This is a genomic window from Alishewanella sp. d11 (genome assembly GCF_049390205.1).
GTDB lineage: Bacteria > Pseudomonadota > Gammaproteobacteria > Enterobacterales > Alteromonadaceae > Alishewanella.
In genome coordinates, this window is sequence record NZ_CP186547.1 from 1,716,145 (window position 1) to 1,728,462 (window position 12,318).

Annotated in this window: 14 protein-coding genes; 10 read left to right on the forward strand and 4 right to left on the reverse strand. The window is 46.2% G+C overall.

The window, feature by feature from the left end; all coding sequences use genetic code 11:
- Position 1 precedes the first annotated feature (1 nt).
- Entirely contained in the window at positions 2-880 is an 879-nt protein-coding gene (locus tag ACO1PK_RS07670; protein ID WP_423188077.1) for a cytochrome c oxidase subunit 3, read from the forward strand.
- A 25-nt stretch (positions 881-905) separates the two neighbouring features.
- Here the strand turns inward: ACO1PK_RS07670 and ACO1PK_RS07675 are convergent, their stop codons facing one another.
- The gene (locus ACO1PK_RS07675; RefSeq protein WP_423188078.1) at positions 906-1,115 is read right to left on the reverse strand and encodes a DUF2909 family protein; all 210 of its coding nucleotides are present in this window, start codon (positions 1,113-1,115) and stop codon (positions 906-908) included.
- Positions 1,116-1,137: 22 nt separating this feature from the next.
- Here ACO1PK_RS07675 and ACO1PK_RS07680 point away from each other — a divergent pair, with 22 nt between their 5' ends.
- Genes ACO1PK_RS07680 through ACO1PK_RS07700 form a run of 5 tightly spaced genes read left to right on the forward strand, consistent with a single transcriptional unit; the run spans position 1,138 to position 4,973 of the window.
- The gene (locus ACO1PK_RS07680) at positions 1,138-1,875 is read left to right on the forward strand and encodes an SURF1 family protein (RefSeq protein WP_423188079.1); all 738 of its coding nucleotides are present in this window, start codon (positions 1,138-1,140) and stop codon (positions 1,873-1,875) included.
- On the forward strand, positions 1,868-2,374 hold the full coding sequence (locus tag ACO1PK_RS07685; RefSeq protein ID WP_423188080.1) for a hypothetical protein: 507 nt from the start codon (positions 1,868-1,870) through the stop codon (positions 2,372-2,374). Before ACO1PK_RS07680 ends, ACO1PK_RS07685 begins: the two co-directional genes overlap by 8 nt.
- A 54-nt stretch (positions 2,375-2,428) precedes the next feature.
- Complete coding sequence (locus ACO1PK_RS07690; RefSeq protein WP_423188081.1) at positions 2,429-3,421, forward strand: COX15/CtaA family protein; 993 nt, start codon at positions 2,429-2,431, stop codon at positions 3,419-3,421.
- Positions 3,422-4,330, forward strand: coding sequence for a heme o synthase (cyoE, locus tag ACO1PK_RS07695; protein WP_423188082.1), 909 nt, complete (start codon positions 3,422-3,424; stop codon positions 4,328-4,330).
- On the forward strand, positions 4,323-4,973 hold the full coding sequence (locus ACO1PK_RS07700; RefSeq protein WP_423188083.1) for an SCO family protein: 651 nt from the start codon (positions 4,323-4,325) through the stop codon (positions 4,971-4,973). Before cyoE ends, ACO1PK_RS07700 begins: the two co-directional genes overlap by 8 nt.
- A gap of 7 nt (positions 4,974-4,980) precedes the next feature.
- Here ACO1PK_RS07700 and ACO1PK_RS07705 read toward each other — a convergent pair whose 3' ends face one another.
- Together ACO1PK_RS07705 and nfuA are read right to left on the reverse strand one after the other, a co-directional pair.
- Entirely contained in the window at positions 4,981-5,988 is a 1,008-nt protein-coding gene (locus tag ACO1PK_RS07705; protein WP_423188084.1) for a polysaccharide deacetylase family protein, read from the reverse strand.
- A 115-nt stretch (positions 5,989-6,103) separates the two neighbouring features.
- Positions 6,104-6,682 (reverse strand): Fe-S biogenesis protein NfuA, encoded by a 579-nt coding sequence (gene nfuA, locus ACO1PK_RS07710; RefSeq protein WP_423188085.1) that lies wholly within the window; start codon positions 6,680-6,682, stop codon positions 6,104-6,106.
- Positions 6,683-6,818: 136 nt separating this feature from the next.
- On the opposite strand from nfuA, the gene ACO1PK_RS07715 reads away from it, so the two are divergent.
- Positions 6,819-9,365, forward strand: a complete 2,547-nt coding sequence (locus ACO1PK_RS07715; RefSeq protein ID WP_423188086.1) for a M14 family zinc carboxypeptidase — start codon at positions 6,819-6,821, stop codon at positions 9,363-9,365.
- On the opposite strand, the gene ACO1PK_RS07720 is transcribed toward ACO1PK_RS07715, so the two are convergent.
- Positions 9,350-10,072, reverse strand: coding sequence for a ComF family protein (locus ACO1PK_RS07720; protein WP_423188087.1), 723 nt, complete (start codon positions 10,070-10,072; stop codon positions 9,350-9,352). The two genes, ACO1PK_RS07715 and ACO1PK_RS07720, sit on opposite strands and share 16 nt — an antisense overlap.
- Positions 10,073-10,116: 44 nt before the next feature.
- Here ACO1PK_RS07720 and bioH point away from each other — a divergent pair, with 44 nt between their 5' ends.
- The 3 genes from bioH to ACO1PK_RS07735 all read left to right on the forward strand — a co-directional run bounded on the left by bioH (position 10,117) and on the right by ACO1PK_RS07735 (position 12,159).
- Positions 10,117-10,881 (forward strand): pimeloyl-ACP methyl ester esterase BioH, encoded by a 765-nt coding sequence (gene bioH, locus ACO1PK_RS07725; protein WP_423188088.1) that lies wholly within the window; start codon positions 10,117-10,119, stop codon positions 10,879-10,881.
- Between the two features lie 61 nt (positions 10,882-10,942).
- Positions 10,943-11,245, forward strand: coding sequence for a hypothetical protein (locus tag ACO1PK_RS07730; RefSeq protein ID WP_423188089.1), 303 nt, complete (start codon positions 10,943-10,945; stop codon positions 11,243-11,245).
- A gap of 20 nt (positions 11,246-11,265) precedes the next feature.
- Entirely contained in the window at positions 11,266-12,159 is an 894-nt protein-coding gene (locus ACO1PK_RS07735; protein ID WP_423188090.1) for a putative metalloprotease CJM1_0395 family protein, read from the forward strand.
- The last annotated feature ends 159 nt before the right edge of the window (positions 12,160-12,318 follow it).

Below are 12,318 nucleotides of genomic sequence, written 5' to 3' on the forward strand. Positions count from 1 at the left end.
AATGACTAAAACGTACGAAAAATATTATGTCCCAGCGCAAAGCCCTTGGCCAATAGTGGGTGCTGTAGCCCTATTTTGTATTGCCTTTGGTGCCGGGCACTATGTGATTGATATGTCAAAACAGCAAAGCGGTTTTGGCGGTTGGTTGTTACTTTTAGGTTTTGCCATCTTGGTTGTTATGCTGGTCGGCTGGTTTCGCAATGTCATTGAGGAATCGATGTCGGGTTTATACAGCAGCCAGATGGATCGCTCGTTTCGGCAAGGCATGGCGTGGTTTATTTTATCGGAAGCCATGTTTTTTATGGCTTTTTTTGGCGCGCTGTTTTATGGGCGTTTTATTGCTATGGAATGGTTAGGCGGTGCCAGTAATAATGCGATGACACATGCTATCCTGTGGCCAGAATTTCTCCCGGCTTGGCCGTTACTGAAAACCCCAGGCGGGATTGAAACGCAAGCTATGCCTGCTTGGGGGCTACCTGCCATCAATACGGCAATTTTGATTGTTTCGTCTGTTACGCTGCACTTCGCTCATACCGGCTTGCTGCAAAACAAACGCGGCCAGTTGAAATTTATGCTGGGTGTGACCTTAGTTTTGGGCGCCATTTTCCTCGGCTTGCAAGGTTATGAATATATCCATGCTTATCGAGATCTGGGGTTGCGGCTAGATTCTGGTTTTTACGGTAATACGTTCTTCTTACTAACCGGCTTTCATGGTGTGCATGTGACCTTGGGCACCCTTATCTTACTGTTCATTTTTTTTAGAGTATTAAAAGGGCACTTTACGCCAGAAAAGCATTTTGCTTTTGAGGCGGGCGCTTGGTACTGGCATTTTGTTGACGCGGTATGGATTTGTTTATTTTTCTTTGTGTACGTGTTGTAACGCCAGCACCAAACACGAAGAAAATTCAATACGGCCGTGGGTTTGGAGTAATTAAACCCGCGGCAATAGCCGCTAAGATGATGACTAGGGCAACAGCAGAAAACAGTACTCTTTTGCCAAGGAAATGCGACATAGAGACGGTGTCCTGTTGTTGTCTCAACATCGCGAGCCCAGCACGAAACAGGTTGAACAAAATAAATAATAACAATAGTGCGATGATTATTTTAATCAGCATAGATAACTCCGGAGTTTGACTGATGCAGTTTGAGTTGTTCGGTCACAAATTTATTATTAACCGAATTTGGTTAATTATTACTCTGGCTGCTTTTGCCATTTTAATCAAGTTGTCCTACTGGCAATTACAGCGAGCTACAGAAAAATCAACACAATTACAGCAACTCGCTGAGCAATTACAGCAAGGCCCTGTCACAGGAAAAGGTTTGTTATCTGCTCCGTTAAGTGAGGTTGATGGGCTGGTTATTCAGGATCAGGCGTATTGGTTACCACCTTATATTTGGTTACTTGATAACAAAATTCTCGATGGCCGTGTCGGTTATGATGTAATTATCCCGGTTCATTTTAATGATCCGCGTCAGCTGGTATTAGTTAACCTTGGCTGGATGCTGGCACCTAGCAACCGGCAACAGCTGCCAGTGCCAGAGATCCCAGCAGTACTTGCACTTGATGGTTTAGTTAGAACGCAGCTGGGTGGTGTATTGCTGGGGCAAAATCTTGAGGGTAGTCAATACCCGATGCGGATGCAGCAAGTTGACTTTGTTGCTTTACAGCAACAGCTTGCGGTACCGCTTTATCCTGCGTTGATTTACCAGCAGCAAAAATCTGCCTTTATCCCACATTATCAACCCGTGGTGTTACCACCCGAAAAACATCGTGGCTACGCGTTGCAATGGTTTGGTTTAGCCTTGGCTGTGCTGGGGGTGGCTATTGCCGCCAGCTTGCAGCCCAAAAGAGTCACTGGAGAGCAAAATGAATAAAAATAAGTTTTTACTACTCTTTATTTTGTGTTGTGCGCTGCCTTTGTTGGCAGCGAAGTTGGTCTTGGAGTTTGGTTGGTTTAATCCAGGTTCTTCTAGTCGTGGCGAGTGGTTGCAACAAGAAATTTTCTTATTAGATGAGGCTAGTAAACAAATGAATCATTGGCGGATTGCAGTAGTCGCTGAGCAGTGCCTGCAGCCGCGCTGTCAACAAGCGTTACATACGGTACAGCAGATGTATTTGGGGTTGGGGCGCAAACAGAAGCAGGTACAGCCGGTATTTGTTGGTGCAGCATTGCCAGCAGATTACCCTGTGTTTCAATTACAACAGAGTCCGCAAGCTAGCCAATTACAAAACCATATCGTGTTGGTTGATCAGCAAGGTTTAGTGTTATTGCGTTACCCCATGCCAGAGCAGGCAACGGACATGGCGTTAACGGCAAAAGCAATTCGTGCTGATTTAATGAAGTTACTGAACTACGATAGAACTAGCGTGTAAACCTTTTCGCAATAATAAATTAAAAAAGTAAAGCGAGCAGCAGGGAGAGTAGAGATGACCTTTCAAAAGAAACTGATTACGCTAACACTGTGTTGGACCATGCTAGTGATTATTTTAGGGGCTTACACCCGATTAACCGATGCGGGGCTGGGTTGCCCTGACTGGCCAGGTTGTTATGGTTTTTTAAAAGTGCCGCATAAACCTGAGAAAATGGAATTAGCCGCCGCGCGTTTTCCTGAGCGGCCGTTAGAACATCATAAAGCCTGGAATGAAATGATCCACCGCTATTTAGCTGGGACATTGGGCCTACTGATTGCGGCACTTTTTATTATTAGCTGGCGGCAACAACAGCGTCTGCGTGCATTACCTACCGCATTATTGGCTATTGTCATTTTTCAGTCAGCGTTAGGGGCTTGGACGGTCACGATGGGCTTACTGCCAATTATCGTGTTAGCCCATCTGATGTTTGGCTTTTTATTATTTAGTTTGCTGGCGCTATATTGGTTACAACAGCAGCCAGCATTGCACAATACGGAACCGCAGTTAACAACCTTAAAGCCGTTAGCCTTACTTGCGTTGGTGGTGGTGGTACTGCAAATTGCGCTAGGTGGCTGGACTGCCGCCAATTACGCTGCCTTAGCCTGTATCGACTTACCGTTTTGTGAAGCCGGTTGGAGTGAGCGACTGGCATTTGCTGAAGCCTTTAACTTGCACCTAGGGCATGATGATTATGAGTTTGGCGTGATGTCGCAGGATGCTAGGGCAACTATTCATGTTTTACACCGGTTGGGTGCTGTTATTACGCTATCCATAGTGGCGTGGTTTAGTTGGCGTTTATATCGTCTAGCAAACACAGTATTAATGCAAAGGCTCGCCTTAGTACTGGCTGCAGTTTTGCTTATCCAATTTACGCTTGGGCTGTTAAATATTGTACTGCATTTACCCTTGGCAAATGCGGTGGCGCACAACTTTGTTGGGGCTAATCTGCTGATGTTACTCGCAGTAAGCTATTATCAAATTAGTCGGCCACAGGCGAGGGAGGTTTAAATGGCAACGGTGTTATTATCTCGGCAGCAAAGTCGGTTATGGCGTGATTACCTTGAACTTACCAAACCCAAGGTCGTGGCATTACTTGTCCTCACGGCTTGGGTTGGCATGGTGTTGGCTAGTGAAAGTCTGGCTCCTTGGCCTGTACTTATTGCAGCTACCCTTGGGATTGGCTTGTTATCGGCTGCAGCGGCTGCATTAAATCACGTTGTAGATCAGCGTATTGATGCGCAAATGGCCCGCACACACAGCAGGCCAGTTGCGAAAGGGCGGGTCAGCAGTAAACATGCCATTCTATTTGCCTGCACTTTAGCGTTAAGTGGGTTTTCGCTACTTTATGTCACCGTTAACCCACTGACTGCTTGGTTAACCTTGCTCAGTCTGTTTGGTTATGCGGTGGTCTACACCATGTTTTTAAAGCGAGCTACCCCACAAAATATTGTTATTGGTGGTTTAGCGGGTGCCATGCCACCGCTCTTAGGCTGGACTGCTGTAACTGGAACGCTGCATGAACATGCCCTGCTATTGGTGATGATTATCTTTGCTTGGACACCGCCACACTTTTGGGCGTTGGCTATTCATCGGCGAGATGACTATGCCAGAGTGAATATGCCGATGCTGCCGGTAACCCATGGTATCGATTTTACGAAAAGCGCCATTTTGCTTTATACGCTCATACTCTGTGTTGTGTGTTTATTGCCTTATATTGTGGGTATGACCGGAGCCATTTATTTAATCGGTAGTACCTTATTGAACTTACGATTTTTACAGTATGCTTGGAAATTAAAGTTTGCTGCTAATCACGATACCGCTATGGCCACCTTTAAGTTTTCCATTGTGCATTTAATGTTATTATTCTTATTACTCTTGGTTGATCATTATTTTAAGGTACTGGCGCTTTATGGCTGATAAATTGGTTCTAGGTAAAGTTGGTTCGTTCTTACTGCTGTTAGGGGCGTTAATTGCCGGTATTGTGGCATATGCTTTATGGCAGCAGCAGGCTGAACCAAAACAAGCACTCGTGTATCCACAAGCCCGTAATTTAGCGGAGTTCACAGTAACAGATCAACATGGCAATGCTATCGGGCGTGAAGCGCTGTTTCAGCAATGGACGTTAGCTTTTGTGGGTTATACCTATTGTCCTGATATTTGCCCACTTACTTTGGCAAAACTGGCGGGTGTGCAGCCAGAGTTGGCGGCAATGGTCAAAGAGCCGTTAAAAATCTGGTTTATCTCGGTTGACCCTCAACGTGATACCCCAGCACAAATAAATGATTATGTTAATTATTTTCAGCAACCCGCATTGTTAGGTGTCACAGCAGGTCATGATCAGTTGTTTCCTTTTGTGCGGCAACTCGGCTTGATGTATGCGATGAGCAGTAATGCTGAAGAGAATTATTTGGTTGATCACAGCGCTTCAGTGGTGTTGATTAATCCACAAGGACAATTGGTCGCCATGTTTAAGCCAGAAATGGTGGTAGGGCAGCCGCCGGTCATTAATACCGAACAGCTGCTTGCCGATTTCCCGCTGGTTTTAGCGCGTTTACGTTAACGAGCTCTTAATTTAACCAGGGCTGCGAATACCAGTAAAAGTAACCGCGCTTACTTATTGATGGCGCAGTACAGTTATAACGGCTGCGCCCGCGGTTAAGTGGTTTAATGGCTTTCACTTCAAAGGTGGTTGCATTTAACCAAACGGGTTCTAACACTTCTGAGCCTGCAAAACAGCGCAGTTGCTCTGGGCGGAAATCTTCGACTTTTAACGCTAAACGTAATACTGGTGGATTGCTACTAATCACTTGATTGGCGGCTAAATACTCCGTGATAGGAAAAGCCAGAGTACGGAACTTCTGTCGTAGATCTTTTAAATCTGCATATTGCCCGGCTGCCGGATAGCGTGGAATACGAGTAAGCTTAGTCAAGGGGCCGATGGCACCAGATTGTTGGCCGATGCCGATAAAGCCAAGCTCGCTTACTAGGTTTTCCAGCGCATCACTAAACTCACCATACGGATAAGCCAACCATTTATGGCTTTGCCCCGTTTCCTCTTTTATGCGTTGTTCTGCCTGCAAAATACTTTGCTGCATACGCTCTAGCCAAGCCGCTTCGCTTTCGCCTTGTTCAGGCCTAGCCATATGTTCATGCCACATCGCATGATTGGCAACCAGTACACCATCATCCGACATTTGTTTGATCTGCGCCCAGCTTAAAACTGGTCCAATACGCTGATCTATAGCCCCCGGGCTGATAAAAATAGTGTAGGGATAACCAAACTCCTGCAAAATGGGGTGGGCGGTAGTGAAATTATTTTCATAGCTATCATCAAAAGTAATAACAACAGCATTGTCGGCTATGGGGTTGCCAGTTTTAAGCTGATCTATCAGCACATCTAGGCCGATAACCTGAAAGTTGTTGTCTCGTAGATAACTTAAATGCTCGCGAAATTCTGATGGCGTAACACTACTTACTCGAGGAGTATCTTCTGCTACATGGTGATAAATTAACATCACAGCCGCGTTGACAGGCCGCTGCCATAAAAGAATTAACAGTAAAAACACTATACGCATAAACAGCCCCGTTTAACGACAAAATACGGGGCTTTTATAGCATAGCGCGCGAAAAAAAGCTGCAGCAGAAACGTTGCTACGTTGTTTCTCGTTTCGAATAATTTAGAAGCGAATTTTAGTAGTAAGAGTGCTCGCCGCGTTGGTGCTCGGTAATATCTTTTACACCGGTCAGTTCGCCGACAAACCGATTCAATAGCTCTTTTTCAATACCTTCTTTTAAGGTTAAGTCGACTTGTGAGCAACCGTTACAGCCACCCCCAAACTGTAGGATAGCAACCCCAGCTTCGGTTAGTTCCATTACGGTAACTCGACCACCGTGATTAGCCAGTTGTGGATTGATTTCACTATCAATCACATACTGGACACGTTCCAATAAAGGCGCATTGTCATTCACCTTACGCACCTTGGCATTCGGCGCTTTTAGAGTGAGCTGCGAACCCATCTGATCTGTAACGAAGTCGATTTCCGCGTCAACTAAAAAAGGTTTACTTTCTTCATCAACTATCGCATCAAAGCCAGTAAAATTTAAGCGTAGATCGGTGTCTTCTACGGCATCAGCCGGACAGTAAGATACGCCACACTCCGCTTGTGCCGTGCCTGGGTTGACAACGAAGACGCGAATATTGGTTCCAGCAGGTTGTTTTTCTAGCAGCTTTGCAAAATGCGTTTGGGCCTGTTCAGAAATAGTGATCATGGTAGTACCTGACTAAATTACTAGGTTATGCCTTATGATACTCCTACTGTTGCGACGATACCAGCCCCGCTTGAGTTTTGTGCTGCTTTCTGGCTAACTAAGCGGCCACAAATAGGGTAAGCCCTTGGGGAGAGAAATGAAAAAACTGGCTTTTATAATGATGCTCTGCTGGTTCTGGCAGGCTAATGCAGCATATTATGATGAAACTTTAGCAAGCGAAGTGCCTGCACCAGAGCAAATTCTTGGTTTCCAAGTAGGCCAATGGCATGCTAGACATGATCAAATCCAGCGTTATTTTGAGGTACTGGCAGAGCAATCCCCTCGCGTACAACTTGAGGTGATTGGCACAAGCCATGAACAGCGATCTTTATTACAACTGGTGGTTTCTTCCCCCGATAATCTTGCCCGTTTAGAAGAGATTCGTTTGCAGCATGTCGCACAAGCGCAAGGTAATGAACCCGTTAGTGCCAACAGCCCAGTGATCATTTGGTTAGCCTATGGCGTGCATGGCAACGAGCCTAGCGCGGCTAACGCTGCAGTGGTGCTTGCGCATTATCTGGCCGCTAGTAACAACCCTGAAGTTCAACAATGGTTACAGCAAGCCGTTATTTTTATTCAACCCAGCTTAAACCCTGACGGCCATGATCGTTTTGCGCTTTGGGCCAATATGCATCGTGGTACAAACCCAGTAGCGGATCCACAACATCGAGAGCATATTGAACCTTGGCCAAATGGTCGCCCTAATCATTATTGGTTTGATTTAAATCGTGACTGGTTGTTATTACAGCACCCGGAGAGTCGAGCACGCATCGCGCAATTTCATAAGTGGCAGCCCAATATTGTCGGTGACTTTCATGAGATGGGGACAAATAGCAGTTATTTCTTTCAACCGGGGATCCCAAGTCGCAATTACCCTTTAACACCCGATCGTAACTTTGAATTGACGCGGATTTTAGCTGGCTTCCACGCTCAAGCTTTTGACCAGCGTGGCCAACTGTATTACACCGAAGAGAGTTTTGATGATTTTTATGTAGGCAAAGGTTCTACCTATCCGGATGTAACGGGAAGTGTCGGCATTTTGTTTGAACAAGCCAGTAGCCGAGGTCATGTGCAGGAGTCGATAAATGGTCTCTTGACCTTTGCAGATACCATTAAAAATCAATTTGATGCCTCTTTATCGACCATACGTGGCAGCGTTGCTAACCGGCAGGCTTTATTGAGTTACCAACAAGAGTTTTTCCAAACGGCGTCGCAGCAGGCGCGTGCTGAGCGCGTAAAAGGTTTTGTGTTAACTGAAGCACATGACCGAACTCGTCTTGAAGCGTTACTGCAGCTGTTGGCACAACATCAAATCGCTGTGTATCCATTTACTCAAGACTGGCAATATGAGCAAACCCAGTTCCGCGCAGGCCAAAGCTACTATGTGCCTTTACAGCAAGCACAATATCGCTTGTTAAAAGCGGCGTTTAGCACAGATAAGACGTTCAAGGATAATACCTTTTATGATGTATCTGCGTGGACCTTGCCTTATGCATACAACATAGCATTTACGTCGGTCAATCGTGAACCAGGGCGCGCGGTAGCCGATGTACCATGGCAGCGGCAAGCCAGAGCGCGGCAAACGAGCCTGCAGGCCGATGGTTATGCTTATGTGTTAAATTGGCAAGATCAATTAGCGCCCGTTGCGTTAAATGCCATGCTAGCCGAAGGGTTAATGGTAAGAGCGGCCTTAGGCGATTTCACTGGGACTACACCACAAGGTGAGCGTAGTTTTAAAGCCGGTGCGATGGTGATTCCTGCTGGCTTGCAACAGCATCCTGATTGGTTCTTCCGCTTACAAAAAATTCAAGAGCGCTTTAATTTGCCGATCTATACGCTGACAACAGGTTTAACCTCTCGCGGTAGTGATTTAGGAAGTAATAATTTTACTCCGGTATCGTTACCTCAAGTGTTGTTAGTGGCAGGACCCGGCGTGAGCTCTACCGAGGCCGGTGAAGTGTGGTATAACCTAGAGCGCTTAGCGGGTATTACACCAACCATGGTTGAGCCTGAGCGGTTAGCGAGGATTAATTTAAGTCGTTATACCCATATCATTTTGCCAGATGGCGATTATCGTGGCTGGCAGGAAACGGAGATCAATCGTCTTCGACAGTGGACGCAGCAGGGTGGCGTACTTTGGGGACAAAAGCGAGGCGCCGCTTGGTTAGTCGAGGCTAAGCTGTTACAAGCAGGCGTTTGGTCCAGTAATGAAATGGCAGAACTTATTCCACAACGTGATTTACGTTATGCTGATAAAGAAGCTCTGGCAGGAAAACAGCGTATTGCTGGCGCGATTTTTAACGCCGAACTGGACTTAACTCATCCTTTAACTTTTGGCATTGGCCGTAAGTACTTACCCGTGTTTAAGAATAGCAATCTGTTGTTACAACCAAGCAGCTCGCCTTTTGTGAATGTAGCTGGCTATAGCGCTGAACCTCATTTAGCTGGTTATACCGCGGCTGAGTACCTGCCACGAATTGCCCAGGGTGCGGCCTTAGTCGCTCATAATCTTGGTCGTGGCAGAGTGATTGGTATGACCGATAATCCAGTTTTTCGTGGTTATTTTATGGGCTCCAGTCGCTTGTTAGTAAATGCGATTTACCTAGGACACAGCTTTAGTGCATCGACTCAAGCGGAGGAATGATCAGCTTGTGGTGTTACCGCTAGAGTCCATAAACTGAGTTGAGTGACGCCATGCTGTCTCAGTAAAATGGCCAGTTGGTTTGCCGTTGTGCCTGTAGTAACCACATCATCGACCAGTGCGAGATGAGCAGGGAGTGGGGTTGTAGTGACAAGTTGAAAAGCGCCGGTGAGATTGCGAAGGCGCTCTTGTCGATTCAACCCTACTTGGCTGACGGTCTCTTTACTACGTTTTAATACGTCTAATAATGGGATCTGTAATTGCTTCGCGGCAGATTCAGCCAAAATTCTTGCTTGATTAAAACCGCGTTGATGTTCTTTTTGAGCATGCATTGGAACATAAACGATAGCCTCTGGTAACGGTTGGCCAGCTGCCGCATAACGTAGCAGCAATATTTGAAATTGTTGTTGCATTAGGGCCGCAGCAAAGGGATCTCCCTGAAACTTCCAGCGCCTGATCCAATGCTGATAGGGTAATTGATACCACCCCAAACTAAGCAAACTATCAAAGTGCACCACGGCTAGACCTGAGCTGACAGCGGGTAACCAAAGCAGGTTATAATGGCAGACTTCATAGGGCAGCGCCGGCAAGGCTTGCTGACAGTCAGCGCAAAGCAATTGCTGGTGATCCGCCACGGCAAGCGAACACCACAGGCATGGCGACGGTAATAGCAATTGCCATAGTTGGCGTACTTTGTTTACCAAATTCATTGCAGTATTGTTATGTTATTGTTTGTGTATTATCTGGAGTAAGCATGGCAGAGAATCCTAAAATTGCGCAGCCTGTCGTGGTTCTTTTGCATGGCTGGGGACTAAATAGTGGTGTTTGGCAAGGTATTAAAGCCCTTATCCCCGCGAATTATCCTGTATTAACGCCCGATCTTCCAGGTTTTGGTAAGAGTCGGGACTATCCCGCAGCTTATCAACTGGAGCAAGTTGTTACGCAATTGGCACAACAAGTTCCAGATAATAGTTATGTTTGTGGTTGGTCGTTAGGAGGGTTATTAGCCATTGCGTTAGCGAAGCAATTCCCAAATAAGGTCGCTCGATTAGCTTTATGTGCCGCCTCTCCCTGTTTTCTGGCGCAGGCAGATTGGCCGGGTATGCACAATAAAGTGCTACAACAATTTGCCACTGCGCTAAGCGACAATATTCCCCAAACGATTCAGCGATTTTTAGCTATTCAGGCAATGGGTGCGGAGCATGCGAGAGCCGATATTCAGCAATTACGGCAGGCGATCGCTGAGTATCCGTTACCAGAATCAGCAGCATTGCAAGGCGCTTTACGTTTATTGGCAGAACAAGATTTACGAGATGTGCTAGCTAACTTGCCGCAACCTGTTAGTGGTTGCTTTGGCAGGCTGGACGCGCTAGTACCTGCAGCCATAGTCCCGCAGTTACAGTTAATGTTGCCAAAGGCTCGATTTATGATATTTGATAAAGCCTCACATGCACCTTTTATCTCGCATCCGCAGGATTTCGTAACATGGTTAACTAATTGGATAGAAGTAGCAGAATAACTTTCCTTTTTACTGTTTTTGGTTAATAATTGAACGACAGTGTTTTGTTAGGAGTGAAGTTATGCAAATTCAATCTGCCTTTAATGCGGGTATGCAAGGTTTGCAACGTGCCTCTGCGGGGATCACCGAAGAAACGATTAATATAAACCGCCAAACACAGCTTAATCGTCAGCAAGAGCAAGACTTCGCCGTACAAGCTGAGACCCAAGCCAGCCCCACGCCGCCACCGGCTGCGGCGCCAGTGCAAGATGTTACGCAGTCTTTGGTTCGCTTAGAACAGCAACAATTACAAGCTCAGGCAAATGTGCGCTCTTTACGCACAGCTGATGAGATGTTAGGTAGTATTATCGACGTTCGCGTCTGAGTGTAATGGCTTAGCATATTATGCAAATCACCTCATACTATCCTAACGTTAGTCTCAATACGGCCAACCCGCCGACAGAACAAGCGCGGCGAGATATGTTGCGTCGTGAGCTAATTGAGCCAGTGCGGGAGATGGAGAAGGGCGCCGCTGAGAGAGGTGTCAATAGCGATGAGCGTAGTCGAGCTGCCGCATCATCAAGTGCATCAGTTGCTTTGTATGATAGTAATGGTAAAGAGACCGAAACACCGCAAGCGATAGCCGGACGAGAAGAAGAGACTTCTTCTGACGATCAATCTTCTTCGAAACAACAATCTTCAGAACAAGAGAAAACCGAACAGCAATTACAAGCCGAACAGCAAGAGTTACGTGAATTACAAGCCCGTGATCAAGAAGTTCGTGCTCATGAGCAAGCACATGCGATTGTCGGTGGTCGTTATGCGGGGGCTCCTAGTTATGATTATCAACAGGGACCAGATGGGCGTCGTTACGCGGTAGGCGGTGAAGTGCAGATAGATTTGGCACCCGTTGCGAATGATCCTCAGGCAACTATTCAAAAAATGCAGCAGGTTAAGGCCGCAGCATTGGCTCCTGCAGAACCCTCTTCAGCTGACCGTAGTATTGCTACCGAAGCAACAAATCGTTTATTGCAAGCTCAAGCCGCCTTAATTGCAGAGCAATCTGAGCAACTTGGGCAGAACTCTGCTACAAGCCAAACTGCCGCATCAAGCACATCGTCTGAGCTTCCCGATAGTTCTAGGGATAGTGTGAATAATGCCACTGAAACTGAAATTGTATTGCCACAACGTGAACGGTTACAACAATCCGCTTTAATGCAACAACGTAGTGAAGTAATCCAGAATTTTTACCAGCTAGCTACTGTACCTAGTGTAAAACCCCTGCTACAACAAGCCTAATCTTGTACTACAAATTAGCCGTAGCCTAAAAAAGAGCACCCCTGTTAATCTATAACGTTAAACCTATAGCAATAGATTAAAAATAGAGATAAAAACGGCTAAGAATAGTGCCTAAGCTGTTCTTCGAAGATTGTCCCCCGTCTAGTATTCATTCATGCT

Excerpts from the sequence above, each read along its gene's own strand:
- ACO1PK_RS07670 (WP_423188077.1), top strand. The coding sequence starts at position 2 with ATGACTAAAACGTACGAAAAATATTATGTCCCAGCGCAAAGCCCTTGG.
- ACO1PK_RS07675 (WP_423188078.1), bottom strand. The coding sequence starts at position 1,115 with ATGCTGATTAAAATAATCATCGCACTATTGTTATTATTTATTTTGTTC.
- ACO1PK_RS07680 (WP_423188079.1), top strand. The coding sequence starts at position 1,138 with ATGCAGTTTGAGTTGTTCGGTCACAAATTTATTATTAACCGAATTTGG.
- ACO1PK_RS07685 (WP_423188080.1), top strand. The coding sequence starts at position 1,868 with ATGAATAAAAATAAGTTTTTACTACTCTTTATTTTGTGTTGTGCGCTG.
- ACO1PK_RS07690 (WP_423188081.1), top strand. The coding sequence starts at position 2,429 with ATGACCTTTCAAAAGAAACTGATTACGCTAACACTGTGTTGGACCATG.
- cyoE (WP_423188082.1), top strand. The coding sequence starts at position 3,422 with ATGGCAACGGTGTTATTATCTCGGCAGCAAAGTCGGTTATGGCGTGAT.
- ACO1PK_RS07700 (WP_423188083.1), top strand. The coding sequence starts at position 4,323 with ATGGCTGATAAATTGGTTCTAGGTAAAGTTGGTTCGTTCTTACTGCTG.
- ACO1PK_RS07705 (WP_423188084.1), bottom strand. The coding sequence starts at position 5,988 with ATGCGTATAGTGTTTTTACTGTTAATTCTTTTATGGCAGCGGCCTGTC.
- nfuA (WP_423188085.1), bottom strand. The coding sequence starts at position 6,682 with ATGATCACTATTTCTGAACAGGCCCAAACGCATTTTGCAAAGCTGCTA.
- ACO1PK_RS07715 (WP_423188086.1), top strand. The coding sequence starts at position 6,819 with ATGAAAAAACTGGCTTTTATAATGATGCTCTGCTGGTTCTGGCAGGCT.
- ACO1PK_RS07720 (WP_423188087.1), bottom strand. The coding sequence starts at position 10,072 with ATGAATTTGGTAAACAAAGTACGCCAACTATGGCAATTGCTATTACCG.
- bioH (WP_423188088.1), top strand. The coding sequence starts at position 10,117 with ATGGCAGAGAATCCTAAAATTGCGCAGCCTGTCGTGGTTCTTTTGCAT.
- ACO1PK_RS07730 (WP_423188089.1), top strand. The coding sequence starts at position 10,943 with ATGCAAATTCAATCTGCCTTTAATGCGGGTATGCAAGGTTTGCAACGT.
- ACO1PK_RS07735 (WP_423188090.1), top strand. The coding sequence starts at position 11,266 with ATGCAAATCACCTCATACTATCCTAACGTTAGTCTCAATACGGCCAAC.